Below are 25,298 nucleotides of genomic sequence, written 5' to 3' on the forward strand. Positions count from 1 at the left end.
GCGGCCCGGTTTGCTCATGCTCGGGCTTCGAATCCTCGGAGAAGGACCGCTGACATGAACGAACTGCCGGAGCTGAGCATCGGCCAGCGTCTGCTGCTGGCCACCCAGGGCGTGACCCCGCTGGCGCTGAAGGTGCCGGTGATCCTGCAACTGGGCCCCCGGCGCGTCGCCGAACTGGCCCCGCACCTGCCGGCCGAGCGCCTGCGCGAGCTGATCCTCGCCCTGCCCATCGACTTCCTCGCCCAGGCCACCGTGCACCTCGACCCACGGCTGATCCTCGACGCCTACCTGAGCCTGCCGGATAGCCTGCACCTCGATGTGGCCCGCCAGCTCTGCGAGGACCGCCAGTTCGCCACCGCCGCGCGCTACGCCGAGTGCCTGTCGGCCCAGCAGGTCAAGGTGCTGATCTTCGGCCTCAACTCGCCGGGCAACGTGGTGCGGATCGCCCGCCATATCGTCGACCTCGAACTGATCGTGCAGAGCCTGCGCAGTTTCTCCACCGGCTACCTGTGCAAGCTCACCGAAGCGGCCGACGAAGACGACAATGTGCAGCTTTCCGCCCGCGTGCTCGGTGGCTTGCCGTTGCCGCGCCAGGCCGATATCTGCGCCCACCTCGCTCCGGCCACCCGGGAGCGCCTGTTGCCGCTGCTGTTGAAGGCCAATGGCGAGTTGCGCGACTTGCTGCCCGAGCATTTGCAGGTAGCGCCGGCCTGACTCCCGTAGGGTGCGCCGTGCGCACCGGAAAGATCGGTGCCGCAATCCTCTCGGTGCGCGCGGCGCACCCTACCAAAGCCCTGGGCGTTGCCTTGCGCGGCTGACCCGTCCTACGCTTGCCTCCCGTCACAGAGGGACGCCCATGTCCGCCGCCCGCCCGTCCAATGCCACCCTGGTGCTGCTGGCCTCGCTCTACTGCGCGCAGGGGCTGCCCTCGGGGCTGATCGCCCATTCCCTGCCGGTGCTGCTGCGCCAGCATGGCGTCGACCTGGCGCTGATCGGCCTGCTCAAGCTGCTGGCGCTGCCCTGGTTGCTCAAGGTGTTGTGGGCGCCCTGGATCGACCGCCTGGCCTCGCCGCGCCTCGGCCATCACCGTGGCTGGATACTGCCGTTGCAGGGCACGGTGATCCTCTGCGTCGCCGGCCTGGCCCTGCTCGCCCCGCAGACCCTGTTCGGCGCCGGCCTGTGGCTGCTGCTCGGCTTGCTGCTGCTGGTCAATCTGGCCGCCGCGACCCAGGACGTGGCCACCGACGGCCTCACCGTGCGCCTGCTGCCCGAGCGCTGGCGCGGCCTCGGCAACAGCTTGCAGGTGGGCGGCTACAAGACCGGCATGATCATCAGTGGCAGCGGCCTGTTGTTGCTGATCGACCCGCTGGGCTGGAACCTCGGCGTCGGCCTGATCGCCGGCCTGCTGCTGTTGCTGACCTGGCCGATCTGGCGCTTCCCGGAACGGCGCCTGCTGCCGTTCCGCCCGGCCCTGGCGGAAACCACGGCGGGCCCCGGCCTGCTGCTGCGTCACTATCGTGGCCTGCTGGCGCAGCCGGGCATGCTCGCCTGGCTGGCGGTGGTGCTGACCTTCAAGCTGGGCGATTCCCTGGGTTCGCCGATGATCAAGCCGATGCTGGTCGACCAGGGCTGGAGCACCGGCGAACTGGGCCAGTTGACCCTGGCCAGCAGCTTGGCCGGCATCGGCGGCGCACTGCTCGGTGGCCTGCTCTACGCCCGCCTCGGCGCCCTGCGCTCGCTGCTGCTGTTCGGCGCCTTGCAGGCCATTGGCATCGCCGCCATGGCCCTGCTGGTCGGGGCCGGCGGCCAGGTCGGGCTGGTCTACGCCATCGCCCTGTTCGAACAGGTGGCCGACGGCATGTCCACTGTTGCCCTGTTCGCCGCGATGATGCGCCTGTGCCGCCCCGAGCACGAAGGCGCCGACTTCACCTTGCAGGCTTCCGCGCAATTGCTGCTGGCCGGCCTGGTCGGGGCCAGCAGCGGCGTGCTGGCCAAGGCGCTGGGCTACGGAGGGCTGTTCGTCGGCGCCGGTGTCGTGGGAATGCTGGTGCTGGGCCTGGTGCTGGCGTACTTCCTGCGCCCGGGTTCGCGGCGTTCCTTGAGCGAGGCCTGAGCGCCGGCTTCATCCGAATCGGCGCACAGGTTATCCACGATCTTGTCCACAGCGAGCTGTGCATAACGTGGCGCAGCGGCAGGCCGTGGACCGGCTCCGGGCCGCCGGAGCCGGCCGGCGCGGGCTCTGGCGGTATTCATGTCGACTCGCGGGAACGGGTCGACCCTGGCCAGGCACACCGTTGGTGCCAGGATCAGGTGGTTTTATCCACAATCTTGTCCACAGGTTTTTCGTCCACCCTAGGCGGGGCCTGCGAATCGTCCAGGGCGCGGCGGAAGCCGCCGATCGCCCCGCCCAGGTCGCTGCCCAGGCTGCGCAGGCGCCGGGTGCCGAACAGCATGATCGCGATCAGCAGGATGATCAGCAGTTGCCAGATGCCGATGCCCATCATGGCGCTTTCCCCGCATGGCCGTGGCGATGGGCGTGGTCGTCGCCGACGCCCTGCAACACGCCCTGGTCGATCTCGGCGAAGCGCAGCACGCGGCCGCCTTCCTCGTGGGCCAGGCGCTCGGCGTCGGCCTGTTCGGCGAAGGAGGCGAGGGTGGCGCCCATCGCGCCGGGGCGCTGGATGCCGACCACGTAGTAGGCGGTGGTGGCGTCGATCAGGTGGGTGTCGTCGGGATGGCTCCAGTCGCCGTGGGCCATGTCGTGCACGTACAGGCGCGCGTCGTCGCGGCGGTTTTCCGGTTGCAGCCACCAGCCGAGCAGTTCGGCGGTGGAGCAGAACTTGCGCACCGCGCCGGGGCTCACGGCTTCGCCCTTGGGACCGGGGAATTCACCGATGATCATGCCGCAGACGTGGCATCCGTCGCCGTCCCGGAAGGTCACGGGATCGAGCGAGGCGCTGTCCTGCCGGTCGCCGCCGCAGCCGGCGAGCAGCAGGCCGAGCAGGGCGGCGCCCAGGTAGTGGCGGGAAGGTTTCGGCAGTTGGAGCATGGAAAGGTCCTCGTGGGAAGGGAATCAGGCCGGGCGCCGGCGGAACAGCCAGTAGGCCAGGGCCAGCGCGGCCAGGGTCCAGAGCGCCAGGGCCAGCCAGAGGGCGGCGCCTGACACCGGCAGGTCCTGGCCCAGGTTCATGACCCCGGTGCCGGCGCTGGCCTCGAAGCCGGACAGGTTGATCAGGCGGTAGATGTCGGTGGGGTTGAACAGCAGCAGCCAGGGCAGCAGCTCCGGGCTCAGGCGGCCCTGGCCGAGCACCAGGATGGCCAGCAGGGCCAGGTCGAACACCAGCACGAAGAAGAACCACAGGCCCAGCGCCAGGCCGGCGGCGGTGGATTTCTCGCCGACCCGGCTGCTCAGCGCGTAGGCCATGGCCAGGAACGCCCAGCCGAGCAGGGTGGAGGACAGCATGAAGCGGCCGAACGCCCACAGCAGCAATGGCAGCTCGATGTCCGGCACCAGCGCGGCGATGGCCAGGGCGGCGGCGCCGAAGCCCAGCAGGGTGGCCAGGGCGAGGATCAGGCCGTGGCCGACGAACTTGCCGAGCAGCAACTGGCCACGGCTGAGCGGGTAGGTGAGCAGCAGCATCAGGGTGCCGCCTTCCTCCTCGCCGACGATGGCGTCGTAGGCCAGCAGCAGGGCGATCAGCGGCATCAGGAAGGTGGCCAGGCTGGTCAGGCTGGCCACCGTGGCCGGGATCGAGGTGAAGCCGACCTGGCCGGCGGCGGCCGCGCCGAACCAGGCGATGCCGACGGCGAGCAGGGCGAACAGCAGGCTGATGGCGAGCAGCCAGCGGTTGCGCAGGCCGTCGGCCAGTTCCTTGCGGGCGATGGTCCACAGCGGGTTCATGGGCGGCCTCCGGCGGCCTGTTCGGCGCGCTGCATGTAGTGGCGGTAGAGGTCTTCCAGCGACGGCGGCAGCACTTCGAGGTCCTGCGCCTGGCCGTCGATCAGCGTCTGCAACACTTGCTGCTTGTGGCCGTTGAGGGCCAGCACCTCGACGCGCTCGCCGTCCAGCGGGCGCACGTCCAGGCCGGCGTCGCGCCAGCGGCTCAGCCACTGTCCGCTCTGGTGCCCGGCAACGCGGATGCGCGTCGGCAGGCCGGCCTCGCGGCGCAGCTCGGCGAGGCTGCCGACCGTTTGCAGGCGGCCGCCGGCGAGGATGGCGGCACGGCTGATGTGCGTCTCGACGCCAGGCAGCACGTGGGAGCAGAGGATGATGCCGGTGCCCTGGGCGCGCAGGCGGTCGACCAGCCGGTACAGCTCGACGGTGGCGATGGGGTCGAGGCCCACGGTGGGCTCGTCGAGCAGCAGCAGGCGCGGATGGCCGAGGATCGCCTGGGCCAGGCCGAGGCGCTGGCGCATGCCCTTGGAGTAGGTCTTCACCCGGCGTCCGGCGGCCGGGCCGAGGCCGACCTGTTCGAGCAGCGCGTCCACCTCGCTTGGTGCCGCTCCCTTGAGGCGGGCGAAGTGGCGCAGGGTCTCGCGGCCGGTGAGCTGCGGGTAGAAGGTGACGTTCTCCGGCAGATAGCCGAGCTGGCGGCGGACGTCGAGGTCGCTGGCGGCGCGACCGAGCACCCGCACCTCGCCTTCGCTCGGCCGCAGCAGGCCGAGGATCAGCTTGATGGTGGTGGTCTTGCCGGCACCGTTGTGGCCGAGCAGGCCGAGCACTTCGCCGGCGTCGAGCGACAGGTCGAGCCCGTGCAGGACGGTGAGCTTGCCGTAGCGCTGGGTCACGCCGTGGATGTCGACCAGCTTCATGCCGGGGGTTCCTCGATCGGGGGGCGCATCAGCGGGTGGCTGTCCTGCACGCCGGGCGACTTGATCACCGGGAAGGCGCGCTGCACCCAGCGCAGCAGTTCGATGGCCGGGCTGTTCATCAGCAGGCGCACCTGCGGGTACAGCCACAGCAGGCGGTCGACGTTGTCGTTGGGCTCGTAGGCGACGTCGCCGAGGCCGTCGTCGTCGCGGTCCCAGCCCAGGTAGTCGCTCCAGTAGTTGCCCCGGCCTTCGACCGACCATTCCTGGGTGCGGTTGGCGACGTACTTGACCTGCTGGCGGTTGCCGACGAAGGCGTTGCCGGCGATGCGGTTGTCCTCGGAGCCGGCGGTCAGGTGGATGCCCAGGGCGCTGCGCCCGAAGTGGTTGTGCTCGATGCGGTTGAACAGCGAGTTGTAGATGAACAGCGCCTTGCCTTCGGCGCCGGCGATCATGCTGTCGCCGGTGCTGCCGCTGCGCACGCCCTCGACGCGGTTGCCTTCGAGGGTCGAGTAGGTGATGTAGTTCATCAGGATGCCGTAGTTCTCGTCGTCCACCGAGCGGTTGCCGGTCACGCTGAGCTTGCGGCTCTGCATCAGCGCGTAGCCGGTGCGGGTGCGGCGGGTCAGGTTGCCGGTAACCCGGCTGCCGTTGGTGAACATGTAGTGCACGCCGTAGCGCAGGTCTTCGAGCCGGTTGTGCTCGATGGCGCTGTCGTTGGAGGTGTCGATGTAGATGCCGTCGCGGGCGTGGCGCACCCGGTTGCCGCGCACCAGGGCATCGCGCACGGCGTACAGGTGGATGCCGTTGCCGCGATCCTGGGAGCGGATGGCCGGGTCGCCCTCGATGCGGTTGTCGAGCACCCGCGCGCCCTGGGTGGCGTCGAGCCAGATGCCGAAGCCGGGGCCGCGCAGGTCGTTGCCGCGCAGCACCGCGCCGGTGGCGGTCTTCTCGACGAAGATCGCTGAATCCAGGTCGGTCAGGTTGCGGCCCCAGTTGCGCACCCGGCAGCCTTCGAGGGTGACGCCGGCGCTGCGTATCACCAGGGTGCTGCCCCGGCCCTGGCCGTCGAACATGGCGCCGGCCTCGCAGCGCAGGTGCAGGGGCCGGTTGATGAGGAAGCGGCCCGCATAGGTGCCCGCCGCCAGCGTCCACAGCCCCTCGCCCGCCGCGCGCAGGGGCAGGTCGTCGATCGGCTGCGGCGCGGCCAGGGCGGAGCCGGCGAGCAGCAGCAGGGCGAGGCAGGCGCGGGATGACGGCACGCGGAAGAATCCTTCGGGGGGCGGTTCGCAGCGGCGGCTGCCGGGCCCCCGTTCCCGGCAGCGCCATCTGCCTGGGGTCAGGCTTTTTCCACCAGCATGCGGCCGACCATTTCCATGTGCAGGGCATGGCAGAACCAACTGCAGTAGTACCAGTGCACCCCGGGCTTGTCGGCGACGAAGGTGATCGAGGAGGTCTGCTGCGGGCTGATCTCCATGCTCACGCCGTGGTTGACCATGACGAAGCCGTGGGACACGTCCTCGATCTCGTCGAGGTTGGTGATGGTCACGGTGACTTCATCGCCCTGCTTCACGGTGAACTCGGTGAGGCCGTAGGAGGGCGCCATCGAGGTCATGTACACGCGCACCTTCTTGCCGTCGCGGATCACCTTGTTGTCGGTCAACAGGTTGATGCCGTCCTTCCCGGCCTGCTTCACCGTCTCGGCGAAGTACGGGTCGTCGCGCGACCAGATCTTCCTGGTCTTGATCTGGTCGCGGCGGGCGAGGATGCAGTCGTGCGGCTCGGCGAAGGTCGGGCCGTCGTGGACCAGCTTCATCTCGTCGCCGGAGATGTCGATCAACTGGTCGTTCTCCGGGTGCAGCGGGCCGGTGGGCAGGAAGCGGTCCTTGGAGAACTTGCTGAGCACGATGACCCACTTGCCGTCCGCCTCGCGGGTCTCGCACAGCGAGGCGTGGTTGTGCCCCGGTTGGTAGTGCACGTCGAGCTTCTGGCGGATGTAGTCGACCTTCTCGCCCTTGTAGGCGCGCACTGCGTCTTCCAGGTTCCACTTGACCAGTTGGCTGTCGATGAACAGCGTGGTGTAGGCGTTGCCGCGGCCGTCGAAGGTGGTGTGCAGCGGGCCTAGGCCCAGCTCCGGCTCGCCGACCACCACGTCGCGCGGGTCCTCGAGCTTGCCGGCGAACAGGTCGGGAAGCTTGTCGATGGCGATCATGCTGCAGGTCGGCGACAGCTTGCCGTTGGCGATGAAGTACTTGCCGTCCGGCGAGGTGTTCAGGCCGTGGGGGTTCTTCGGCACCGGGATGTAGCGGGTGACCGGGCTGTCCTTGCCGTCCTTCTTGCGCCCGTCGACCACCGGCACCTTCGAATCGCCTAGGGTGACGAAGCGGCCGGCCTTGATCTCGGCCTCGATGCGCGGGATGTCGAACACCACCACCCAGTCGCGCTCGTTGCGCATCATGCCGCCGAGGTCGAAGGCCTTCTCCGAGTTGTAGCAGGTGGAGGCGGTGAACCTGCCGGTGTAGTCCATGTCGGTGTTGTCGAGGTTGCCGTCGACGATCACCTGCCAGGCCACCTGCATGGTTTCGGCGTCGATGGCGTTGTACATCGTGAAGGCGTTGTCGCCGAGTTCGAAGGTCGAGCCATCGTTGGGGTGGGGAATGATGAACTCGGCGTTGCAGAACACGTACTTGGTGTGCGGCACCTTCTGCAGGCGCAGGCCGTGGATCGCCTGGACGTTGGGGATGGTGGTGATCTTGTCGCACTTCATGATGTCCAGGCGGATGCGTGCGACGCGGCTGTTGGCCTTGTCGTTGATGAACAGGTACTTGCCGTCGTACTTGCCGTCGGTCATCGAGATGTGCGGGTGGTGGCAGTCGCCGTTGGCGTACCTGGCGCTCTCGCCGAGGATGTGTCTGCTCTCGTTGGTGAGCCCCCAGCCGGTGGCCGAGTCGACGTTGAACACCGGGATGCGCATCAGCTCGCGCATCGACGGGATGCCCAGCACGCGCACTTCGCCGGAGTGGCCGCCGCTCCAGAAGCCGTAGTAGTCGTCCAGCTCGCCGGGGCCGACGTGGGCCTTGGCCTGTGCCGCCTTGACCGTTTCGGCCCAGGCTTCGCGCGGGATCACCGCGCTGCCCAGGGCGCCGGCGCCGACCAGAGCCGCTGCGCCGGTGACCGCCGAGGCGCCGAGGAATCCGCGCCGACTGAGACCGCTGCCTTCTTCCTGCGGGTTGTTAAGTTCGTCTGTCATGACTTGCTCCTTGAGTTGCTGTCATGGGGAGGGTTGGCGTACTCAAAGCTGCCGGACGGCGATCAGCGCGTCGTCGTCCTCCGGCGCCCGCTTGCCGCGCTTCTTGCGCTTGTTCACCAGGGGCGGGCACTTGTGTTCGTTGTGGTAGGTCATCTGGCAGTCGAGGCAGTAGTGGCACTCGTTGCCGTTGATGCGACCGTCGGGGTGGATGGCCTGGATCTCGCATTCCCTGGCGCAGAGCTGGCAGGGCTGGCCGCATTCCTTGCGGCGCTTGAGCCAGTCGAACAGGCGCGCCTTGCCGGGGATCGCCAGGGCCGCGCCGAGCGGGCAGAGGTAGCGGCAATAGACCTTGCGGGTGAACAGGTTGACCACCAGCAGCGCCACGGCGTAGAGCACGAACCACCACTGGCGGTCGAACTTGAGCATGATGGCGGTCTTGAAGGGTTCGACCTCGGCGGCCTGTTCGGCCATCGTCATGGATTCGAGCGAGAGGCCGAACAGCACCAGCAGGATGATGTACTTGATCGCCCAGAGCCGTTCGTGCACGGCGAAGGGCAGCTCGAACTGCGGCACCCGGAGCTTGCGCGCCGCCTCGTTGAGCAGTTCCTGCAAGGCGCCGAACGGGCACAGCCAGCCGCAGAACACACCGCGCCCCCAGAGCAGCACGCTGGCGGCGGTGAAGGTCCAGAGGATGAACAGGACCGGGTCGCTGAGGAACAGCTCCCAGCGGAAGCCTGCGAACAGCGCGTGGACGAAGGTCAGCACGTTGACCACCGACAACTGGCCCAGGCAGTACCAGCCGATATAGAACAGGGTGAATAACAGGTAGCCACGGCGCAGCCAGTGCAGGAAGCGCGGCTGGCGGGTGAAGCTGTCCTGCAGGAAGAGGATCGCCAGCAACAGCAGCAGGGCGGCGCCGAGCACGCCGACCTGGAAGCTCTTCTGGTACCAGACGCGCAGCCACAGCGGGCGCTTGGCCTCTTCCAGGGCGGCCAGTTCCTCGGCGCTCGGCTGCGGCCGTTCGAGGTATTCCTCGGGGGTCTGGTAGGGCAGTTCGAAGCTGGTGAACACGCCCGCCACCGGACCGGTCTGGCGGCGCACCAGCAACTCCAGGGTCCAGGGTGTGCCGGGGTCGAAGCGCTGGTGGGCGCGGGCGATGAAGATGGCCATCTCGGCGAAGCGCGGCATGCCCTCGGCGTAGACGTCGGACAGGCGTTGGTAGTCGAGGTCGCGGAAGCTGAGGATGTCGCCGAACTGGCGCACCTGCACCCGGTCGAAGATGCCGCCGCGCACGTAGCCTGAGCCCTTGAACGAATACTCGCCGTTGCCGAGCACGACGATGGCGTATTCGCCCGGTTCGAGCGAGTCCATCAGTTCACGGTACTGGCTGTCGCCGAGCAGGTTGCGGCCGACGCCCGGCGGGTTGAGCAGGGCGGTGTAGAGGTCGATGAAGGTGTCGTCCCGGTGCTCCGGGCTGGCTTCGCCGATGCCTTCGGCCTCGCTGTCCTTGAAGGCTTCGTCGATCTGTCCCTTGTTCAGGTGCAGGCGGCGGATCGCGCCGCTGCCGGTCAGCTCGCTCCAGGTGGCCGGCTGGAACAGGTCGGTGCGCACCAGCGCCGGCTTCGGCCGCACGCTGCCGCCGTCCTCGATCAGGCCGAGGGACACCGCCACCGTGTGGGCGGCGCGCATGACGATCTCGTTGACCACCATCACCGTCACGGTGGCGCCGCTGACGGCATCGACGGTGACCGCCTGCGGGTCGGCCGAGCGGCCCACCACCACCCGCTGGTCGGCGTGGATGCCGGCGTACCTGGCGCTGAAGGCGTGCAGCTTTTCCTCGGGGATGCCGATCAGCAGGATCGGTTCGTGGTGTTCGAGCACGTAGGCGTCGCGGATCACCGCCCGTGGGTCGAGGATCACCTGGAGGTTGATCGGCTTGCCGGAATAGGCGGGGATGTCGGTGACGCGGATGCTCTGGAAGGCGTAGCCGAGGGTTTCCTCGCCCTTGCTCAGGCGGCGCACGCCGTATTCGCCCTCAGGCTCGCCGATCCGCTCGACCTCGGGGAACACCTGCTCGATCCGCGTGCGCTCCAGATCGCCGAGCTCGGCGCCGTGGGCGGCCATGCCGGCCAGCAACAACAGCCAGGCGAAGCGGGCGCAGAGCCGTCCGAGCAAGTCGTGAACGCCAGTCATGGGGTTTCCTCCCCGCCCCGCGGGAACAGCGCCATCGCCGATGGCCATCGAGTCAGGCGCTCCTCACCGGCTGCGGGCGTTGGCGTCACTTGAGGGTGACGATCCACTCGGCGATGGTCTTGGCCTCTTCCTCGGTCACCGCGTTCGGCGGCATCGGGATCGGTCCCCAGATGCCCTGGCTGCCCTTCTTGATGCTGGTCGCCAAGTGGTCGACGGCATCGGCCTGGCCGGCGTATTTCCCCGCCACGTCCTGGAAGGCCGGACCGACCAGCTTCATGTTGAGGTTGTGGCAGGCCACGCAGGCCTTGGCCTTGAACAGTTCCTCGCCGCCGGCGGCGAAGGTCGTCGAGTGGACCAGCAGTCCGCCGAACATCAGCAGCGCGACCAGCTTCTTTTCCATGGCATTGCTTCCTCGCAGGCTTTGGCGCCGTGGCGCCGGACGGTTGCGCCAGGCCTTGGGCCGGGCGTTCGTCGGCATTCTAGGAGGGGGGATGAGCGGGCTCTCTTGATGACAATCAAGAACTTCTCGCGATGTGCTTGAGGCGGGTGTCGGCGCGGCGATAGCGTGCCTGGCCATACGCATCACTGGAGATTTTTCCCATGAACGCTCCCGCTCCGCTCGCCCCGTTGCCCTTCTATCAACCGCTCGGCAACGAGGTGGCGCTGTTCACCCAGGCCTGGGAGCAGGGCATGCCGGTGCTGATCAAGGGCCCGACCGGCTGCGGCAAGACCCGTTTCGTCCAGCACATGGCGCGGCGCCTGGGGTTGCCGCTGTACACCGTGGCCTGCCACGACGACCTGTCGGCGGCGGACCTGGTCGGCCGCCACCTGATCGGCGCCGAGGGAACCTGGTGGCAGGACGGCCCGCTGACCCGCGCGGTGCGCGAAGGCGGCATCTGCTACCTCGACGAAGTGGTCGAGGCGCGCCAGGATACCGCCGTGGTGCTGCACCCGCTGGCCGACGACCGCCGCGAGCTGTTCATCGAGCGCACCGGCGAATCGCTCAGGGCGCCGCCCGGCTTCATGCTGGTGGTGTCCTACAACCCCGGCTACCAGAACCTGCTCAAGGGCATGAAGCCGAGCACCCGCCAGCGTTTCGTGGCGCTGCGCTTCGACTACCCGGCGGCCGAGGAGGAGGCGCGCATCGTCGCCAACGAGGCCGGCGTCGAACTGGGGCTGGCGCTGCGCCTGGTACAACTGGGCCAGGCCCTGCGCCGGCTGGAGCAGCAGGACCTGGAGGAAGTCTGCTCGACCCGCCTGCTGGTGTTCGCCGCGCGCCTGATCCGGGGCGGCGTGGCGCCGCGCGAGGCGTGCCTGGCCGGGCTGGCCGAGCCGCTGTCGGACGATGCGCGCACCGTCGCGGCGCTGATGGACGTGGTCGATGTCCACTTCGCCTGAGGCGCTGGCCACGGTCCGGCGGCTGCCGGGCGACCTGGCCATGTGGTTCTTCATCCTCGCCGAGCTGACGGTGTTCGGCATCCTGATCCTCGCCTTCGCCGTGGCCCAGTACCTGGACGCCGAAGGCTTCCGCGCCGGCCGCGCGGCACTGGATCGTTCCACCGGCCTGGCGCTGACCCTGAGCCTGCTGACCGCCGGCTTCCTGGCCGCCGTGGCGGTGGAACGGGTGCGCCAGGGGCGACAGCGGGCGGCCGCCGTTCTGCTGGGCGGCGCGTTGGCGGTGGCGCTGGTCTACGTGCTGCTCAAGCTCGGCGAATACCGTCATCTGGCGGCGTTGGGGCTGGATCTGGAGCACAGCACCTTCTTCACCCTGTACTGGATCCTCACCGGCTTCCACTTCCTGCACGTGCTGCTGGGCATGGCGATCCTCGTCTGGATGGCCGGCCGCTGCTGGCGCGGCGCCTACCGCGACGGCTCGCTCGGCGGGCTCGAGTCCGGGGCGCTCTACTGGCACATGGTGGACCTGGTGTGGGTGATGCTGTTTCCCCTGGTGTACATGCTGGAGTGAGGCGATGAAGGCACTGACGGGCGCCTGGCTGGCGCTGGTGGTCCTGTCGCTGGCCACCGTCTGGATGGGCGGGCGGGAGTCGCTTGGCCTGCTGGCGGCGGCAGGCATCCTGGGCCTGGCGCTGGGCAAGGCGTGGGTCATCGTCGCACGCTTCATGGAACTGGGCCCCGGACCCGCGCTGTGGCGCCGCCTGCTGCTCGGCTGGCCCGTGCTGCTCGCCGTGGCCGTGCTGGCGCTGCACCCCATCGGCTGAGCGCTCCGCGCTTGCTCCCTCTCCCTCCGGGAGAGGGCCGGGGTGGGGCCGAGTTTCCACCCTGCACGGCCGCCCGTTCCTGCCCGTAGCCCGGATGCAATCCGGGAAGCGAACCACCCCCTTCCCTATGTCCGACTGAATCCATCGGCTTTTCTTGATCGTCATCAAGCGGGTTCTTCCGGGGGCCTTCCTAGAATGGCTGCGGGCCGAGATGAGGAGGACCCATGTCAGAGACATTCACCAAAGGCATGGCGAGGAACATCTACCTGGGGGGAGGCGTGTTCTTCTTCCTGGTGTTCCTCGCCCTGACCTATCACACGGAAACCACCTTCGCCGCGCGCACCAACGAGAGCGAGATGAGCGAAGCGGTGGTACGCGGCAAGCTGGTGTGGGAGCAGAACAACTGCATCGGCTGCCATTCTCTGCTCGGCGAGGGCGCCTACTTCGCGCCGGAACTGGGCAACGTCTTCGACCGGCGCGGCGGCGAGGAGAACTTCGACTCCTTCCTGCATGCCTGGATGAAGATGCAACCGCTCGGCGTGTCCGGGCGCCGGCAGATGCCGCAGTTCAACCTGAGCGATCGGGAGCTGGACGACCTGGCGGCCTTCCTGCGCTGGACATCGAAGATCGACACCAACGACTGGCCGCCGAACAAGGAGGGTTGATCATGAGCCAAGGCAATCCACATCTGAAATTCGCTTCGCAGGCGGTGGCCAAACCGTACTTCGTGTTCGCCCTGATACTGTTCGTGGGGCAGATCGTCTTCGGCCTGATCATGGGCCTGCAGTACGTGGTCGGTGACTTCCTGTTCCCGTTGATCCCCTTCAACGTGGCGCGCATGGTGCACACCAACCTGCTGATCGTCTGGCTGCTGTTCGGCTTCATGGGCGCGGCCTACTACCTGATACCGGAGGAAGCCGACCGCGAGCTGCACAGCCCGAAATTGGCGATCCTGCTGTTCTGGGTGTTCGCCATCGCCGGCGTGCTGACCATCCTCGGCTACCTGCTGGTGCCCTATGCCGGGCTGGCCAAGATGACCGGCAACGAGTTGCTGCCGACCATGGGCCGGGAGTTCCTCGAACAGCCGACGATCACCAAGATGGGCATCGTGGTGGTGGCCCTGGGCTTCCTCTACAACATCGGCATGACCATGCTCAAGGGCCGCAAGACGGTGGTCAGCGTGGTGATGATGACCGGCCTGGTCGGTCTGGCGGTGTTCTTCCTGTTCTCCTTCTACAACCCCGAGAACCTGGCCCGCGACAAGTACTACTGGTGGTGGGTGGTGCACCTCTGGGTGGAAGGCGTGTGGGAACTGATCATGGGCTCGATGCTGGCCTTCGTGCTGATCAAGATCACCGGCGTCGACCGCGAGGTGGTGGAGAAGTGGCTGTACGTGATCATCGCCATGGCCCTGATCACCGGCATCATCGGCACCGGCCACCACTACTTCTGGATCGGCGCGCCGGGCGTCTGGCTGTGGCTCGGCTCGATCTTCTCCGCGCTGGAGCCGCTGCCGTTCTTCGCCATGGTGCTGTTCGCCTTCAACATGGTGAATCGTCGCCGTCGCGAGCACCCCAACAAGGCCGCCTCGCTGTGGGCGCTGGGCACCACGGTGACCGCCTTCCTCGGCGCCGGCGTGTGGGGCTTCATCCACACCCTGGCCCCGGTGAACTACTACACCCACGGCTCGCAACTGACCGCCGCCCACGGCCACCTGGCCTTCTACGGCGCCTACGCGATGATCGTGATGACCATGATCAGCTACGCCATGCCGCGCCTGCGCGGGATCGGCGAAGCGCCTGACGCCCGCGCGCAGCGCATGGAAATCTGGGGCTTCTGGCTGATGACCGTCTCCATGTTGCTGATCACCCTGCTGCTCACCGCCGCCGGCGTGGTGCAGGTCTGGCTGCAACGGTTGCCGGCCGACGGCGTGGCGCTGCCGTTCATGGGCACGGTCGACCAATTGCAGTTGTTCTTCTGGCTGCGCCTGTACGCCGGGATCGGGTTCTTCGCCGGGTTGATCTGCTACCTGTTCAGCTTCCGCCAGCGCGGCCGCCTCGTCGCCGCCAACCTGGCGACGGCCCGCTGACTTCCTCCCCCTTGGCCCGTCTGCCTTGCAGCGGGCCGCTTTTTTGAGCGATCCGCGAGGGCGCCATGGCCGTCAACCTGGAACTGGAAGAACGCTTCGGCAGCGCCTGGCACCGCTTCATCACCCGCCGTGCCAGCCCCGAGTTCGCCGAGGCGGCGGTGACGCTGGGCGAGGTGCGCCAGCGCCTGGCGCTGCTGTTCCGCGCCACCGGCGGTGCCGCCGGGGTCGGCGTGGAGGCGGCTGGCGCCCGCGAGCTGCTGGTGCGCCGCAGCCTGCTGCAACAGATCGCCGGCACCTGCGAGCAGTTGCCGGTGGCCTGGTTCGACGGCGATTCCCTGCGCCTGCCGGCCAGCCTGGCGGTCTACCCGGATGCGGCGCTGAACCGCGAGCTGTACCGCTGGCTGGCGCTGCTCGCCGCGCAGAGCGCGCCGCTGCACCATTGGGCGCGGGACAACCAGGCCTGGACCTGCGCACTGCTGGAGCGCTACCCGCCGCTGCGCGCGCGCTACCGGCGGCTGGTCGAGGCCCACCTGCCGCTGCGTCCCGACCCGGCGCACCTGCCGCCGGCCGAGGCGGCGCTGGAACGGGCGTTGCGCCGGGCCCTGCGCGAGCCGGGCAGCGTCGCCGCCTTTCCACGCAGCGAAAGGGCGCCCTGGCCGCTGCCCCTGTGGCTGTATCCGCCGCAACGGCTGGCGGCGCCGCAGCACACCGAACTGGTCGAAGGCGATGGCGAGGGAGGGCTGTCGCCGCCCGGCCACGGCGGTGTGGCGCGCAAGAAGGCCGAGCGCGCCGAACGTGATCCGGGCAAGGGCGGCCTGCTGCTGTTCCGCCTGGAAAACCTGTTCAGTTGGTCCGAGCATGTCGAGCTGGATCGCGCCGGCGACGACAGCGAGGACCTGGACGCCGCGCGGGTGGCCGACGACCTCGACCACCTGAGCCTGTCGCGGCAGCGCCAGCGCAAGGGCGGCGGCCTCAAGCTCGATCTCGACCTGCCGCCGGCCGAGGCTGACGACCTGCCGCTGGGCGAGGGCATCCGCCTGCCCGAGTGGGACTACCGCCGCCAGTGCCTGCTGGCCGACCACGTCAACCTGCAACCGATGCTGCCGCGCGATGCCGTGCCGGCGCCGCTGCCGCCGTCCCTGGCGGTCACCGCGCGGCGCCTGCGCCGGCAGTTCGAGGGCCTGCGCAACCAGCGCCAGTGGCTGCGCCGCCAGCCCCAGGGTTCGGAACTGGATTTGCAGGCTTGGCTGGATTTCGTCGTCGAGCGGCGCCAGGGCCAGTGCGGCGAGCCGGGGCTGTTCCTCGAGCAGCGCCAGACCCGCCGCGACCTGGCCTGCCTGCTGCTGGCCGACCTGTCGATGTCCACCGACGCCCATATCGACGACCACCACCGGGTGATCGAGCTGATCGGCGACAGCCTGCTGCTGTTCGGTGAGGCCTTGCAGGCGGTGGGCGACCGCTTCGCCCTGTACGGTTTCTCCTCGCTGCGCCGCCACCAGGTGCGCCTGATGCAGTTGAAGACGTTCTCGGAAAGCTACGGCGACACCGTGCGCGGACGCATCCAGGCGCTGCGCCCGGGCTACTACACGCGCATGGGCGCGGCCATCCGCCAGGCCACCCGGCTGCTCGTCGAGCGCCGCGAACGCCAGCGCCTGCTGCTGATCCTCACCGACGGCAAGCCCAACGACCTGGATCACTACGAGGGACGCTACGGCGTCGAGGACACCCGCCAGGCGGTGCTCGAGGCGCGCCGCGAAGGACTGCTGCCGTTCTGCATCACCATCGACCGCGAGGCCGGCGACTACCTGCCGCACATGTTCGGCAGCCAGGGCTACCTGATGATCCGCGACCCGGCGCAACTGCCGGTGCGCCTGCCGCACCTGTACCGGCAACTGACCCGGCGCTGAGTTGTACCCTGGGGTGGTTTTTCCCGGATTGCATCCGGGCTACGTGGCTACAGTCCCATCAGCGCGGCAACCAGACGGCCATCGCCAGGCAGAACAGGCCGAGGCCGATGCAGAACCAGTGGAAGCGCCGCAGGCGCCGTTGGCGGGCTATGGCCTGGCCGGCGGGCAGGGGCATGCCGCAGTGCGAACAGTCGGACTGGTCGTCGGGACTGCTCTGCTGGCAGTACAGGCACTGGCGCATGGCGCTACTCGAACTGCTCCAGGCGCAACGGGTCGAGCACGTGGATGACGCGGCCCTGCTGCTCGATGATGCCTTCGTCGACCAGCCGGCGAAGCACCCGCGAGAAGGTTTCCGGCTGGATCGACAGGTGCCCGGCCACCAGTTGCTTGGCCATCGGCAATTCGAAGCGGTTGTCCGCATCGCCGTGGCGGGTCAGTTGGGTGAGCAGGTAGCGCACCACCCGGTGGGTGACGTTCTTCAGCGACAGCGTCTCGATCTCGTTGATGCGCCGGTGCAGGCGGATGCACAGGGTGCCGAGCAGGGCGAAGGGCAACTGCGGGTTGCTGCGCAGCAACTCCATGTAGGTGCGGTTGGAGAAGCGGTAGACCTGGGTGGGACAGACCGCCTGCGCCGAGGCCACGTAGTTGGGGGTATCCATCAGCATCATGGCTTCGGCGAAGGTCTGCCGGTTGCCGATCACCTCGAAGACCTTTTCCTGGCCGTCCGGGGTGAGCCGGTAGACCTTCACGGCGCCGGAAATGACGAAGTAGAACGAATGCGCCGGCTCGCCCTGGTGGAACAGGTTGTCCCCCTTGTCCAGGTTCTGGAGCTGGCTGGTGGCGATCAGTTGTTCCAGTTGTTCATCGTTCAGGTCGCTGAACAGGTGGTGACTGCGCAGGATCTGGTGGTGGACACGGTGCAGCAGCATGATGGGGCCTTCATGTGCGGGTGGCTGACTAGGCCGTCCAGTATGACCGCAAACCCCGTGGTTGGTCGTGAGGCATTCTGTCATAGGCATGCTGCCGCGCTCCGTGTTCGTCATGATGGCTGGTTGGCGCCGATGAACAGGATGTTGTTCTCCAGGTGGATGTGCTGCATCAGGTCGCGGCGCAGCTCCTCCAGGCCGGCGTAGAGCGCGCGCCAGGTGTTGCAGGCGTTGGCCGGCGGTTGCAGGTCGTTGGTGAGCTCGGCCAGCCGGGCCAGGGACGCGGCATGTTCGTCGTGCTCGTGGCGCATGACGCCGATCGGTCCCTGCACCTGGAACAGCGGCACGCTCTGGCCGAGCAGGGGGAACAGCACGTGTTCCTCCTTGCACATGTGGCTTTCCAGTTCCTCCTGCATCAGGTGCAGATGGGCGGCCAGCCCCTGCGGACAGTCCGCGCGGCCGCCGTGGACCTTCTCCACCCGCGCGGCGAGGCGGATCAGCTCCGGCAACTGCTCGCGATGGCGGTCGTGGTAGCGCTCGAGGATGTGTTCGATCAGTTCGCGGTTGCTGGCCTGGCGCCAGTCGCGCTCGTCGTTGCCGGGCCGCAGGGCCAGCAGTTCGCCGGCGATCCGCTCGGCGTCCAGGCCGCGCCGGGCGGCGGCGTCGCGCAAGGTGCTCTGGCCACCGCAGCAGAAGTCCAGCTTGTAGTCGTGGAACAGCCGGGTACTGCCCGGCAGGCTGCAGGCCAGGTCGCTCAGGGTGCGTTCGGTGAGGGCTTCGGTCATGGGAGTGTCCTCGTGGAAGGGCGGGCACACGGCAGCGACGCGGCGGGCCGGCCGGGACGGCGGGTAGGTTGGGCACAGTCTATGAAGCGCCGGGACCGGCGCTCCTTGATGGCGATCAAGCAATTCCGTTTGCGCCGGCCCGTAGCCCGGATGCAATCCGGGAAGGTTGAGGTGCCGGTTTTCCCCGGATTGCGTCCGGGCTACGGGGAGGGGCGCGGCAGGCTACGCCTCGACCCCGTCGGCGATCGCCAGCAGGCGATGCGGATCGAGCACCAGCAGCTTCTGCCGGCCGCCGCGCACCAGGCCGCGCTCCTCCCAGGCGCAGAGGAGGCGCGAGACGGTGTGCAGGGTGGTGCCGGTCATCTCGGCGATGTCCTGGCGGGTCACCGGGAAGTCGATGCGCAGGCCCTCGGCCTCGCGCCGCCCGGATTGCTGCGCCAGGCGCAGGACGGCATGGGCGACGCGCCGCTCCACTTCCTCGGTGGCCAATTCGCACAGGCGCACGTGGGCTTCCTGCAAATGGCGCCCGACCGCCTGCACGGTATCCAGGGCGAAGCCCGGATGGTGGGCGAACAGGGGCTCCCACAGCGCGCTCGGCCAGGCCAGCACCAGGCTGTCCTGGGCGGCGCAGGCGGTGGCCGGGTAGTCGGTGCGGTCGAGCGCCTTGGCGAAGCCGAACAGGTCGCCGGGATTGACCATGCGCACCAGGATGCGCTGGCCGTCGAGGGTCACCTGGGTGGCCTTGAGGCGGCCATGGACCAGCAGGTAGAACGCCTCGGCCGGCATACCCTGTTCGAACACCGTCGCCCCGGCGGCGAAATGCAGGCCGCTGGCCTGGCGCAATATGTCGTCCAGGTCCTCGGCGCTGCTGTGGGCGAACAGTGGAAGCCTGGCCAGCCAGGCACGATTGATGGGAATGGTGGCTGTCACGGTGACGAGTCCTTGTGGCCCGCGACAGCATACCCTCGGTGACTGACTGCGAAACTTGAGATGGGTCAAGGCAACTCCCTTACCAGGCGGAATCCCAGGTTGTCCGGTGGCTGGCCGGCGCCACAACCGCCGACGCGGGCATCCCGGACGAATTCGTTGAGCGCGGCCCGGTGCCGGCCCTGGGCGACCTTGATCGCGCAGGCCTCGACCCGGCCCAGCTCGATATCCTGCTCGTCCAGGGTCACCCGGTCGTAGCAGGTCAGCGTCCATTCCCAGACGTTGCCGGAAAGATCGGCCACGCCCAGCTCGTTGACGCCGTGGCTGCCGCGCGGCTGCGGCTGGGCCGGGCCGTCGGACGCCAGCTCCGCCTCGAACCGGTAGCGAGCGAGCCAGCGCCGGGCGGGGTTGGAATCGTCTTCATCCAGCAGGAGGGCGTCGTCGGACCAGCGCGACGCGGCGAAGAAGGCCCATTCCCTGTCGCTGGGCAAGCGCCAGCGCTGGCCGGTGCGCGCCGACAGCCAGTCGGCGTAGAGCTGGGCGTCGAGCAGGCTGACGCCGGTAACCGGCAGGTCCCCGGCCGATGGGTCCAGGCCATCCAGCGGCAGGCAGGCGCCGGCCTCCACGCAGCGGCCGTACTCGGCCTGGCTGACCTGGTATTTCATGACGTCGAATCCCGGGTCGAGGAATTCGTGCCGCAGGGGCGGGTCCACCGGCTTGCCGTGGCGCCAGTAGTCGCCGGCTGGCCGGTAGCTGTGCTCACGGGCCTCCAGGCGCACGGTTTCCGGCACCAGCTCGGGATCGGGCGCCGTTGGCTGAGCGATGAACAGGGTGCCGGCGACGGCCAGTGCCAACAGGACGGGAACCGTGAACTTCAACGCCTGCCGCATGACGATCGACTCCTCGTGAGGCCGGCCCCGGAGGGCCGGCCGGGTGGGCTCACTTGATCGGCGATGGCGGCTCGACCTGGGTCATCAGGTCGGCATCCCACTGCCCCTCGACCTGGAAGTGGGCGGTGGCGCCCAGGGCCACGCCTTCGATCAGGTTGTGGTTGAGGTAGGCGTACAGGCCCGGCTGGAGGAAGGTGTACAGGGCCGCGCCGGCCGCCCCGCCGGGGATGAACCAGGTCTCCAGGTCCTGCTCCGGCGGATTGTTGAACTTGCCGGTGGCCCAGACGTAGTCGCCGTGTCCGCCGATCAGGTGCGGGCGGGTGTCGCGGTTGGCCTGCGAGTGGACGATCAACACGGTCTCGCCGACGTTGGCCTTGAGCGCGTTCTTGCCGGTCAGCGCGCCGACCTTGCCGTTGAATACCACGTGGCTCGGGATCAAGCCCTTCATCACCTCGTACATCTCTGTGAAGCCGTCGGTCGGCGTGGCGTAGCGCTTGTAGCGGCCTTTCTCGTCGCGCGGGATGTAGAGGTCCTGCTCGCCGATGTAGAACACCTTGTCGTACTTCAGCGGCCGGCCTTCGCGATCCTTCAGGCCGTCGCGCGGCAGCACCATGATCGCGCCGTTCATGCCGGAGACCACGTGCCAGGGGATCATCGGCCCACCCGGGGCGCAGTGGTAGACGAACACGCCCGGCCGGGTGGCCCGGAAGCGCAGCTTGACCTGCTCGCCGGGGTTGACGAGGGTCAGCGAGCCGCCGCCGAGCGCGCCGGTGGCGGAGTGGAAATCGATGTTGTGCGGCATGCTGTTGCTGGCCGGGTTGACGAGGGTCAGTTCGACGTAGTCGTCCTGATGCACCACCATCAGTGGGCCGGGCACCGAGCCGTTGAAGGTCATCGCGTGCATGCGCGTGCCTTCGTCGTCGATGATCAGTTCCTTCTCCTCGATCACCATGCGGAACTCCACCACGCGCGGCTTGGCGCGGGTGCGCTGCTCGTGGGCATGGACGAAGGGCGGGGTGAGCAGGTCGACCTTGACCCGGTCCAGCCTGGACAGGTCGGGCACCGGCCCCATGCCCTTCGGCGCCGGCTCGTCGGCAGCGAAGGTCAGGCCGCTGCCGACCACCGAGCCGGCGGCGCCGAGTAGAACGGCACCGGCTAGCAGGCTGCGACGGGACAGTGGAAAGTGCTCCTTGTGGTCTTGCATGGGTGCATCTCCGTATCGGTAGGAATGTCGTTTCCCACAGAGATAGCGGCAGAGTGGCGACCTCTTCTTTGACCGGAAGCAAAGACCGGGGCGGATGGACAATCTGTCGCACCGCCCGGAGCGGGTGGATGCGGGGTCTTCAGGCCAGGATTCTTGCCGGGTCGGGGAGAAGCGCCGCCCGGCCCGGGCAGGTGGGGGGAGTCGGCAGGGGGAGAGGACTGGGCTGGATCGAGGAGCGGAGCGTCGGGTCGTCCCGGTCCTGCCTCACGACCTGTTGTGCAAATGCCGCCCGAACAACGCCTGAAGCTGCTCCGGGCCATCGCTGCCGGCCGGGTAGGGGCGCGGGCTCTGGTAGTACTCGTGCCAGCCTTGCAGGATCGGGTCGACCCAGGCCCAGGCCGCTTCCACCTCGTCACGACGCATGAACAGCGTCGAGTCGCCCTCGATCACGTCCAGCAGCAGGCGCTCGTAGGCGTCCCAGCGGCGCTTCTGCTGGAACGCCTGGGCCAGGTTGAGATCCAGCTCCACCGGCTCCAGGCGCATGCCCTTGCCCGGCGCCTTGGCCATCAGTTGCAGGCTGATGCGTTCCTCCGGCTGGAGGCGGATCAGCAGCCGGTTGGCCTCGCCGCCGTTGAACAGGCGGTGCGGCACCGGCTTGAACTGGATGACGATCTCCGAACTCTTCTTCGCCATGCGCTTGCCGGTGCGCAGGTAGAAGGGCACGCCGGCCCAGCGCCAGTTGTCGATCTCCGCGATAAGGGCGACGAAGGTCTCGGTATCGCTGTCGTTGTCGACATTTTTCTCGAAGTAATAGGCCGGTACTTCCTGCCCGCCGATCTTCCCGGCGGCATACTGGCCGCGCACCGTCTTGTCCTGCACGTCGAGGCCGTGGATCGGCTTGAGCGCCTGGAGCACCTTGAGTTTCTCGTCGCGCACCGCCTCGGCGTCGAAGCGCACCGGCGCCTCCATGGCCACCAGGCACAGCAACTGCAACAGGTGGTTCTGCACCATGTCGCGCATGGCGCCGGCATGGTCGTAGTAGGCGCCGCGGTTCTCCACGCCAAGGGTCTCGCAGACGCTTATCTGCACGTGGTCGATGTGCCCGGCGCGCCACACCGGCTCGAACAGGGCGTTGGCGAAGCGCAGCGCCATCAGGTTCTGCACCGTCTCCTTGCCCAGGTAGTGGTCGATGCGGAATACCCGCGACTCGTCGAACACCGCGCCGATCGCGGCGTTGATCGCCCGGGCCGATTCCAGCGAGTGGCCGATCGGCTTTTCCAGCACGATGCGCGATTGCGGCCCGGCCAGCCCGGCGGTGGCCAGGTGCGCGGCGATGTCCTCGAACAGGTGCGGGGCGGTGGCCAGGTAGTAGACCTGGACCCGCGCGGGCTCGCCCAGGCGCTTGGCCAGGCGGCTGAAGTCGGCGCTCTGCGCGACGTCCATGGCGAAGTAGTCGAGGCGCTCGGCGAAGCTCTGCCAGGTCGTGGCGTCGAAGTCGGCGCGCGCCACCTGGGCGCGGCAGCGTCGTTCGGCGAGCGACTGGTAGGCGGCGCGGTCGAGCGGCTGGCGGGCCAGGGCGAGGATGCGCGTCTGCGGGTCGAGACGACCGTCACGGTGCAGGTGATAGAGCGCGGGCAGCAGTTTGTGCAGGGCCAGGTCGCCGGTGCCACCGAAGACCAGCATGTTGCAAGGAGCGGTCAAAACAGCCTCCGACACGTTAGCTGAGCGCCGGGCGCACTTATGTAGTATAACTACACGCGCACTACAATCCGGCGAGTGCCGATCATAACCGAGTCAGTGCCCGATGGAGCGTCCTTCGGCCTGCCACCTGATTGAAGAGTCTGCCTGTGAACCTGCTGCAGCATATTGCCCAGTCGCGTCATTTGCTCCGCAAATCCGAACTCAAGGTCGCCGACCACGTGTTGCTCGACCCGGCCGCCGTCATGCACAGCTCGATGGCCGACCTGGCCCATAGCGTGGGGATCAGCGAGCCGACCATCGTGCGCTTCTGCCGCGCCATCGGCTGCACCGGCTTCCAGGATCTCAAGCTCAAGCTGGCGCAGAGCCTGGCCGCCGGCGCCAGCTTCGGCCAGTTCGCGATCAACGAGGACGACTCGGTCGCCGACTTCAGCCTGAAGATCTTCGACACCACCCTGCACACCTTGATGGAAGTGCGCGAGAAGCTCGACCCGGAGGCATTGCAGCGCGCCATCGGCGTTTGCGCCCAGGCGCAGCGCATCGAGTTCTACGGCTTCGGCGCTTCCGGCGCGGTGGCCGCCGACGCCCAGCACAAGTTCTTCCGCCTGCTGCTGACCGCCGCCGCCTACTCCGACCCGCACATGCAGGCGATGTCGGCGGTGACCCTGAAGCCCAGCGACGTGGCGGTGTGCATCTCCCAGTCCGGGCGCTCCAAGGACCTGCTGATCACCGCCAACCTGGTGCGCGAGGCCGGCGCCAACCTGATCACCCTGTGCCCCAGCCAGACCCCGCTGGCCGACCTGGCCACCGTCAACCTTGCCATCGACGTGCAGGAAGACACCGAGATCTATACCCCGCTGACCTCGCGCATCGCCCACCTCGTGGTGATCGACGTGCTGGCCATGGGCGTGGCCATGGCCCGCGGCCCGAGCCTGGTGAACCACCTGAAGAGCGTCAAGCGCAGCCTGCGCAGCCTGCGGCTGTCGCCGAAGACGGTGAAGGCCGCCGAAGACTAGCCCGCCGGATTCATCTCGGCGTCATCTCCCGGCCGTCAAAGCGTCACGTCGGCAGCCCATGCTGATGCTCCCCGCCCCCTTGGACATGGGAGACAGCACGATGTCGCGCTACCAGTCGCACGCCACCGAATCCAGTGCCGCCAAGACTCGCCGTCAGCAGGAAGACCTACGGCGCATGGCTTTTCGCCGGGCCATCGAGGCCTACGCCGAGCAGCGCCAGTTGCAGCAGGAGCTGGCCGACTATCCCGAGCTGGTCGCCGCCGATTACCTCATCGCGGCGCATTCGCGGTTCCGCCGAAGCGTGCAGCCAGCGCGCTGATCTGTGCACGTTCGCTGCGGATGAACGCAAGAAACGCCTGTGCCACCGGCGACAGGCGTTTCCCCCGCGCATGCACCACGCACCAACTGCGATACAGCGGCAACTCCTCCACCGGTAGCTCGCGCAGCAGGCCGCCGGCCAGTTCCAGGTTCACCGCATGGCGCGGCAGCAGCGCCAGGCCGAGGCCGGCGGACACGCATTCGCGCTGGGCGTCCAGGGAGGCGACCTCCAGGGTCTGGGCGAAGTGCGCGCGCTTCTGCTGGAGATATTCCTCGCACGCCTTGCGGGTTCCCGAGCCGGGTTCGCGGATCAGCAGCGGGTAGGGTTCGAGGTCCTTCAGGGTCAGCCGCGCGGCGTGGCACAGTGGGTGTTCCGGCGGCGCCACGGCGACGATCGGGTTGTTGAGGAAGGGCAGGAATTCCAGGGCCATGTCCTGCGGCACCAGCGACATGATCACCAGGTCGTCGCGATTGTCCGACAGGCGCTTGATCACCTGGGCGCGGTTGACCACCACCAGGTGCAGGTTGACTTCCGGATGCTGGCGCTTGAAGGCGGCGAACAGGTGCGGCACGAAGTACTTGGCCGAGGATTCCACCGCCAGGTTCAACTGGCCCTGCAGCGAGCCCTGCAGGTCGGAGAGCTGCATGTCGAGGCTTTCCAGGCGGCCGAAGATGTCCGCGCTGGCCTTCAGCAGCACCTCGGCGGCGTCGGTCAGGTAGAGCTTCTTGCCGATGTACTCGAACAGGGGCTGGTCGACCAGCTCTTCCAACTGGCGAATCTGCAGACTGACCGCCGGTTGGGTCAGTGCCATTTCTTCCGCCGCGCGGCTGTAGGAGCGGCTTTCGCACACCGCGCGGAATACCTGGAGCTGGCGCAATGTCATGCGCATCAAGGACTTACGCATGGCGGATCACCTTCTGGAGAGGGCTGGTCGCACAACTATAAGTCTCTGCTAATAGCTAACCAAATAATTATTAATTTTGGGTAATCGGTGCGCCGGCGTTAGGTTTGGATAACGACCGGGGCGTGGCTGCGGTCGAGCGTCGAGCGATGAGAGTCGCCCGCC

General features: G+C 68.1%; 26 protein-coding genes. 10 read left to right on the top strand and 16 right to left on the bottom strand.

The window, feature by feature from the left end; translation table 11 throughout:
* The first annotated feature begins 54 nt into the window (after window positions 1-54).
* Together PSEWESI4_RS07145 and PSEWESI4_RS07150 are read left to right on the top strand one after the other, a co-directional pair.
* Window positions 55-714, top strand: a complete 660-nt coding sequence (locus tag PSEWESI4_RS07145; RefSeq protein ID WP_187670498.1) for a hypothetical protein — start codon at window positions 55-57, stop codon at window positions 712-714.
* A 142-nt stretch (window positions 715-856) separates the two neighbouring features.
* Window positions 857-2,113 carry an MFS transporter gene (locus tag PSEWESI4_RS07150; RefSeq protein ID WP_187670499.1) on the top strand — a complete coding sequence of 419 codons (1,257 nt, stop codon included), beginning with the start codon at window positions 857-859 and terminating at the stop codon, window positions 2,111-2,113.
* Window positions 2,114-2,306: 193 nt separating this feature from the next.
* On the opposite strand, the gene tatA is transcribed toward PSEWESI4_RS07150, so the two are convergent.
* From tatA to PSEWESI4_RS07190, 8 genes are all read right to left on the bottom strand, one after another.
* A complete protein-coding gene (gene tatA / locus PSEWESI4_RS07155; RefSeq protein ID WP_408004283.1) occupies window positions 2,307-2,501 on the bottom strand; it encodes a twin-arginine translocase TatA/TatE family subunit in 195 nt (64 codons plus the stop codon).
* Window positions 2,501-3,049 carry a nitrous oxide reductase accessory protein NosL gene (locus tag PSEWESI4_RS07160; RefSeq protein ID WP_187670501.1) on the bottom strand — a complete coding sequence of 183 codons (549 nt, stop codon included), beginning with the start codon at window positions 3,047-3,049 and terminating at the stop codon, window positions 2,501-2,503. The genes tatA and PSEWESI4_RS07160 overlap by 1 nt, the downstream gene beginning before the upstream one ends.
* 24 nt (window positions 3,050-3,073) lie before the next feature.
* Window positions 3,074-3,901, bottom strand: coding sequence for an ABC transporter permease (locus tag PSEWESI4_RS07165; protein WP_187670502.1), 828 nt, complete (start codon window positions 3,899-3,901; stop codon window positions 3,074-3,076).
* Window positions 3,898-4,812, bottom strand: coding sequence for an ABC transporter ATP-binding protein (locus PSEWESI4_RS07170; RefSeq protein WP_187670503.1), 915 nt, complete (start codon window positions 4,810-4,812; stop codon window positions 3,898-3,900). Before PSEWESI4_RS07170 ends, PSEWESI4_RS07165 begins: the two co-directional genes overlap by 4 nt.
* Window positions 4,809-6,071, bottom strand: coding sequence for a nitrous oxide reductase family maturation protein NosD (locus PSEWESI4_RS07175; protein WP_187670504.1), 1,263 nt, complete (start codon window positions 6,069-6,071; stop codon window positions 4,809-4,811). Before PSEWESI4_RS07175 ends, PSEWESI4_RS07170 begins: the two co-directional genes overlap by 4 nt.
* A 77-nt stretch (window positions 6,072-6,148) precedes the next feature.
* Entirely contained in the window at window positions 6,149-8,059 is a 1,911-nt protein-coding gene (gene nosZ / locus PSEWESI4_RS07180; protein WP_187670505.1) for a TAT-dependent nitrous-oxide reductase, read from the bottom strand.
* A 42-nt stretch (window positions 8,060-8,101) separates the two neighbouring features.
* Entirely contained in the window at window positions 8,102-10,252 is a 2,151-nt protein-coding gene (gene nosR / locus PSEWESI4_RS07185) for a transcriptional regulator NosR (protein ID WP_187670506.1), read from the bottom strand.
* Between the two features lie 85 nt (window positions 10,253-10,337).
* On the bottom strand, window positions 10,338-10,652 hold the full coding sequence (locus PSEWESI4_RS07190; RefSeq protein WP_187670507.1) for a c-type cytochrome: 315 nt from the start codon (window positions 10,650-10,652) through the stop codon (window positions 10,338-10,340).
* 200 nt (window positions 10,653-10,852) lie between these two features.
* Here PSEWESI4_RS07190 and PSEWESI4_RS07195 point away from each other — a divergent pair, with 200 nt between their 5' ends.
* The 6 genes from PSEWESI4_RS07195 (at window position 10,853) to PSEWESI4_RS07220 (ending at window position 16,467) form a co-directional block, all read left to right on the top strand.
* Window positions 10,853-11,650 carry a CbbQ/NirQ/NorQ/GpvN family protein gene (locus tag PSEWESI4_RS07195; RefSeq protein WP_187670508.1) on the top strand — a complete coding sequence of 266 codons (798 nt, stop codon included), beginning with the start codon at window positions 10,853-10,855 and terminating at the stop codon, window positions 11,648-11,650.
* Entirely contained in the window at window positions 11,634-12,218 is a 585-nt protein-coding gene (locus PSEWESI4_RS07200) for a cytochrome c oxidase subunit 3 family protein (protein WP_187670509.1), read from the top strand. The genes PSEWESI4_RS07195 and PSEWESI4_RS07200 overlap by 17 nt, the downstream gene beginning before the upstream one ends.
* Window positions 12,219-12,222: 4 nt before the next feature.
* Complete coding sequence (locus PSEWESI4_RS07205) at window positions 12,223-12,471, top strand: cytochrome C oxidase subunit IV family protein (protein WP_187670510.1); 249 nt, start codon at window positions 12,223-12,225, stop codon at window positions 12,469-12,471.
* Between the two features lie 224 nt (window positions 12,472-12,695).
* Window positions 12,696-13,136 (top strand): c-type cytochrome, encoded by a 441-nt coding sequence (locus PSEWESI4_RS07210; RefSeq protein ID WP_187670511.1) that lies wholly within the window; start codon window positions 12,696-12,698, stop codon window positions 13,134-13,136.
* A gap of 2 nt (window positions 13,137-13,138) precedes the next feature.
* A complete protein-coding gene (locus tag PSEWESI4_RS07215; protein WP_187670512.1) occupies window positions 13,139-14,560 on the top strand; it encodes a cbb3-type cytochrome c oxidase subunit I in 1,422 nt (473 codons plus the stop codon).
* Window positions 14,561-14,625: 65 nt separating this feature from the next.
* Window positions 14,626-16,467: a nitric oxide reductase activation protein NorD gene (locus tag PSEWESI4_RS07220; RefSeq protein WP_187670513.1), complete on the top strand. Its 1,842-nt coding sequence runs from the start codon at window positions 14,626-14,628 to the stop codon at window positions 16,465-16,467.
* A gap of 58 nt (window positions 16,468-16,525) precedes the next feature.
* Here PSEWESI4_RS07220 and PSEWESI4_RS07225 read toward each other — a convergent pair whose 3' ends face one another.
* From PSEWESI4_RS07225 to zwf, 7 genes are all read right to left on the bottom strand, one after another.
* Window positions 16,526-16,708 (bottom strand): protein DnrP, encoded by a 183-nt coding sequence (locus PSEWESI4_RS07225; RefSeq protein ID WP_187670514.1) that lies wholly within the window; start codon window positions 16,706-16,708, stop codon window positions 16,526-16,528.
* A 4-nt stretch (window positions 16,709-16,712) separates the two neighbouring features.
* Complete coding sequence (locus PSEWESI4_RS07230; RefSeq protein WP_187670515.1) at window positions 16,713-17,396, bottom strand: Crp/Fnr family transcriptional regulator; 684 nt, start codon at window positions 17,394-17,396, stop codon at window positions 16,713-16,715.
* Between the two features lie 110 nt (window positions 17,397-17,506).
* Entirely contained in the window at window positions 17,507-18,178 is a 672-nt protein-coding gene (gene ytfE, locus PSEWESI4_RS07235) for an iron-sulfur cluster repair protein YtfE (RefSeq protein ID WP_187670516.1), read from the bottom strand.
* Between the two features lie 222 nt (window positions 18,179-18,400).
* The gene (locus PSEWESI4_RS07240; RefSeq protein WP_210768832.1) at window positions 18,401-19,108 is read right to left on the bottom strand and encodes a Crp/Fnr family transcriptional regulator; all 708 of its coding nucleotides are present in this window, start codon (window positions 19,106-19,108) and stop codon (window positions 18,401-18,403) included.
* Between the two features lie 65 nt (window positions 19,109-19,173).
* On the bottom strand, window positions 19,174-19,995 hold the full coding sequence (locus PSEWESI4_RS07245) for a formylglycine-generating enzyme family protein (protein ID WP_187670517.1): 822 nt from the start codon (window positions 19,993-19,995) through the stop codon (window positions 19,174-19,176).
* A gap of 49 nt (window positions 19,996-20,044) precedes the next feature.
* Complete coding sequence (gene nirK / locus PSEWESI4_RS07250; RefSeq protein ID WP_235978890.1) at window positions 20,045-21,067, bottom strand: copper-containing nitrite reductase; 1,023 nt, start codon at window positions 21,065-21,067, stop codon at window positions 20,045-20,047.
* A 396-nt stretch (window positions 21,068-21,463) separates the two neighbouring features.
* Window positions 21,464-22,882: a glucose-6-phosphate dehydrogenase gene (gene zwf / locus PSEWESI4_RS07255; RefSeq protein WP_235978891.1), complete on the bottom strand. Its 1,419-nt coding sequence runs from the start codon at window positions 22,880-22,882 to the stop codon at window positions 21,464-21,466.
* 164 nt (window positions 22,883-23,046) lie between these two features.
* Between zwf and hexR the strand changes: the two genes are divergently transcribed.
* Together hexR and PSEWESI4_RS07265 are read left to right on the top strand one after the other, a co-directional pair.
* Entirely contained in the window at window positions 23,047-23,913 is an 867-nt protein-coding gene (hexR, locus tag PSEWESI4_RS07260; RefSeq protein WP_187670520.1) for a transcriptional regulator HexR, read from the top strand.
* A 100-nt stretch (window positions 23,914-24,013) separates the two neighbouring features.
* Window positions 24,014-24,232, top strand: coding sequence for a PA3496 family putative envelope integrity protein (locus tag PSEWESI4_RS07265; RefSeq protein WP_187670521.1), 219 nt, complete (start codon window positions 24,014-24,016; stop codon window positions 24,230-24,232).
* Here the strand turns inward: PSEWESI4_RS07265 and PSEWESI4_RS07270 are convergent.
* Entirely contained in the window at window positions 24,183-25,136 is a 954-nt protein-coding gene (locus PSEWESI4_RS07270) for a LysR family transcriptional regulator (RefSeq protein WP_456243207.1), read from the bottom strand. The two genes, PSEWESI4_RS07265 and PSEWESI4_RS07270, sit on opposite strands and share 50 nt — an antisense overlap.
* Window positions 25,137-25,298: the final 162 nt, after the last annotated feature.

Origin of the sequence: Zestomonas carbonaria (assembly GCF_904061905.1) — a bacterium.
In the GTDB taxonomy this organism is placed as follows: domain Bacteria; phylum Pseudomonadota; class Gammaproteobacteria; order Pseudomonadales; family Pseudomonadaceae; genus Aquipseudomonas; species Aquipseudomonas carbonaria.

Excerpts from the sequence above, each read along its gene's own strand:
- PSEWESI4_RS07145 (WP_187670498.1), top strand. The coding sequence starts at position 55 with ATGAACGAACTGCCGGAGCTGAGCATCGGCCAGCGTCTGCTGCTGGCC.
- PSEWESI4_RS07150 (WP_187670499.1), top strand. The coding sequence starts at position 857 with ATGTCCGCCGCCCGCCCGTCCAATGCCACCCTGGTGCTGCTGGCCTCG.
- tatA (WP_408004283.1), bottom strand. The coding sequence starts at position 2,501 with ATGGGCATCGGCATCTGGCAACTGCTGATCATCCTGCTGATCGCGATC.
- PSEWESI4_RS07160 (WP_187670501.1), bottom strand. The coding sequence starts at position 3,049 with ATGCTCCAACTGCCGAAACCTTCCCGCCACTACCTGGGCGCCGCCCTG.
- PSEWESI4_RS07165 (WP_187670502.1), bottom strand. The coding sequence starts at position 3,901 with ATGAACCCGCTGTGGACCATCGCCCGCAAGGAACTGGCCGACGGCCTG.
- PSEWESI4_RS07170 (WP_187670503.1), bottom strand. The coding sequence starts at position 4,812 with ATGAAGCTGGTCGACATCCACGGCGTGACCCAGCGCTACGGCAAGCTC.
- nosZ (WP_187670505.1), bottom strand. The coding sequence starts at position 8,059 with ATGACAGACGAACTTAACAACCCGCAGGAAGAAGGCAGCGGTCTCAGT.
- nosR (WP_187670506.1), bottom strand. The coding sequence starts at position 10,252 with ATGACTGGCGTTCACGACTTGCTCGGACGGCTCTGCGCCCGCTTCGCC.
- PSEWESI4_RS07190 (WP_187670507.1), bottom strand. The coding sequence starts at position 10,652 with ATGGAAAAGAAGCTGGTCGCGCTGCTGATGTTCGGCGGACTGCTGGTC.
- PSEWESI4_RS07195 (WP_187670508.1), top strand. The coding sequence starts at position 10,853 with ATGAACGCTCCCGCTCCGCTCGCCCCGTTGCCCTTCTATCAACCGCTC.
- PSEWESI4_RS07200 (WP_187670509.1), top strand. The coding sequence starts at position 11,634 with ATGTCCACTTCGCCTGAGGCGCTGGCCACGGTCCGGCGGCTGCCGGGC.
- PSEWESI4_RS07205 (WP_187670510.1), top strand. The coding sequence starts at position 12,223 with ATGAAGGCACTGACGGGCGCCTGGCTGGCGCTGGTGGTCCTGTCGCTG.
- PSEWESI4_RS07210 (WP_187670511.1), top strand. The coding sequence starts at position 12,696 with ATGTCAGAGACATTCACCAAAGGCATGGCGAGGAACATCTACCTGGGG.
- PSEWESI4_RS07215 (WP_187670512.1), top strand. The coding sequence starts at position 13,139 with ATGAGCCAAGGCAATCCACATCTGAAATTCGCTTCGCAGGCGGTGGCC.
- PSEWESI4_RS07220 (WP_187670513.1), top strand. The coding sequence starts at position 14,626 with ATGGCCGTCAACCTGGAACTGGAAGAACGCTTCGGCAGCGCCTGGCAC.
- PSEWESI4_RS07225 (WP_187670514.1), bottom strand. The coding sequence starts at position 16,708 with ATGCGCCAGTGCCTGTACTGCCAGCAGAGCAGTCCCGACGACCAGTCC.
- PSEWESI4_RS07230 (WP_187670515.1), bottom strand. The coding sequence starts at position 17,396 with ATGCTGCTGCACCGTGTCCACCACCAGATCCTGCGCAGTCACCACCTG.
- ytfE (WP_187670516.1), bottom strand. The coding sequence starts at position 18,178 with ATGACCGAAGCCCTCACCGAACGCACCCTGAGCGACCTGGCCTGCAGC.
- PSEWESI4_RS07245 (WP_187670517.1), bottom strand. The coding sequence starts at position 19,995 with ATGCGGCAGGCGTTGAAGTTCACGGTTCCCGTCCTGTTGGCACTGGCC.
- nirK (WP_235978890.1), bottom strand. The coding sequence starts at position 21,067 with ATGGGGCCGGTGCCCGACCTGTCCAGGCTGGACCGGGTCAAGGTCGAC.
- zwf (WP_235978891.1), bottom strand. The coding sequence starts at position 22,882 with ATGCTGGTCTTCGGTGGCACCGGCGACCTGGCCCTGCACAAACTGCTG.
- PSEWESI4_RS07265 (WP_187670521.1), top strand. The coding sequence starts at position 24,014 with ATGTCGCGCTACCAGTCGCACGCCACCGAATCCAGTGCCGCCAAGACT.
- PSEWESI4_RS07270 (WP_456243207.1), bottom strand. The coding sequence starts at position 25,136 with ATGCGTAAGTCCTTGATGCGCATGACATTGCGCCAGCTCCAGGTATTC.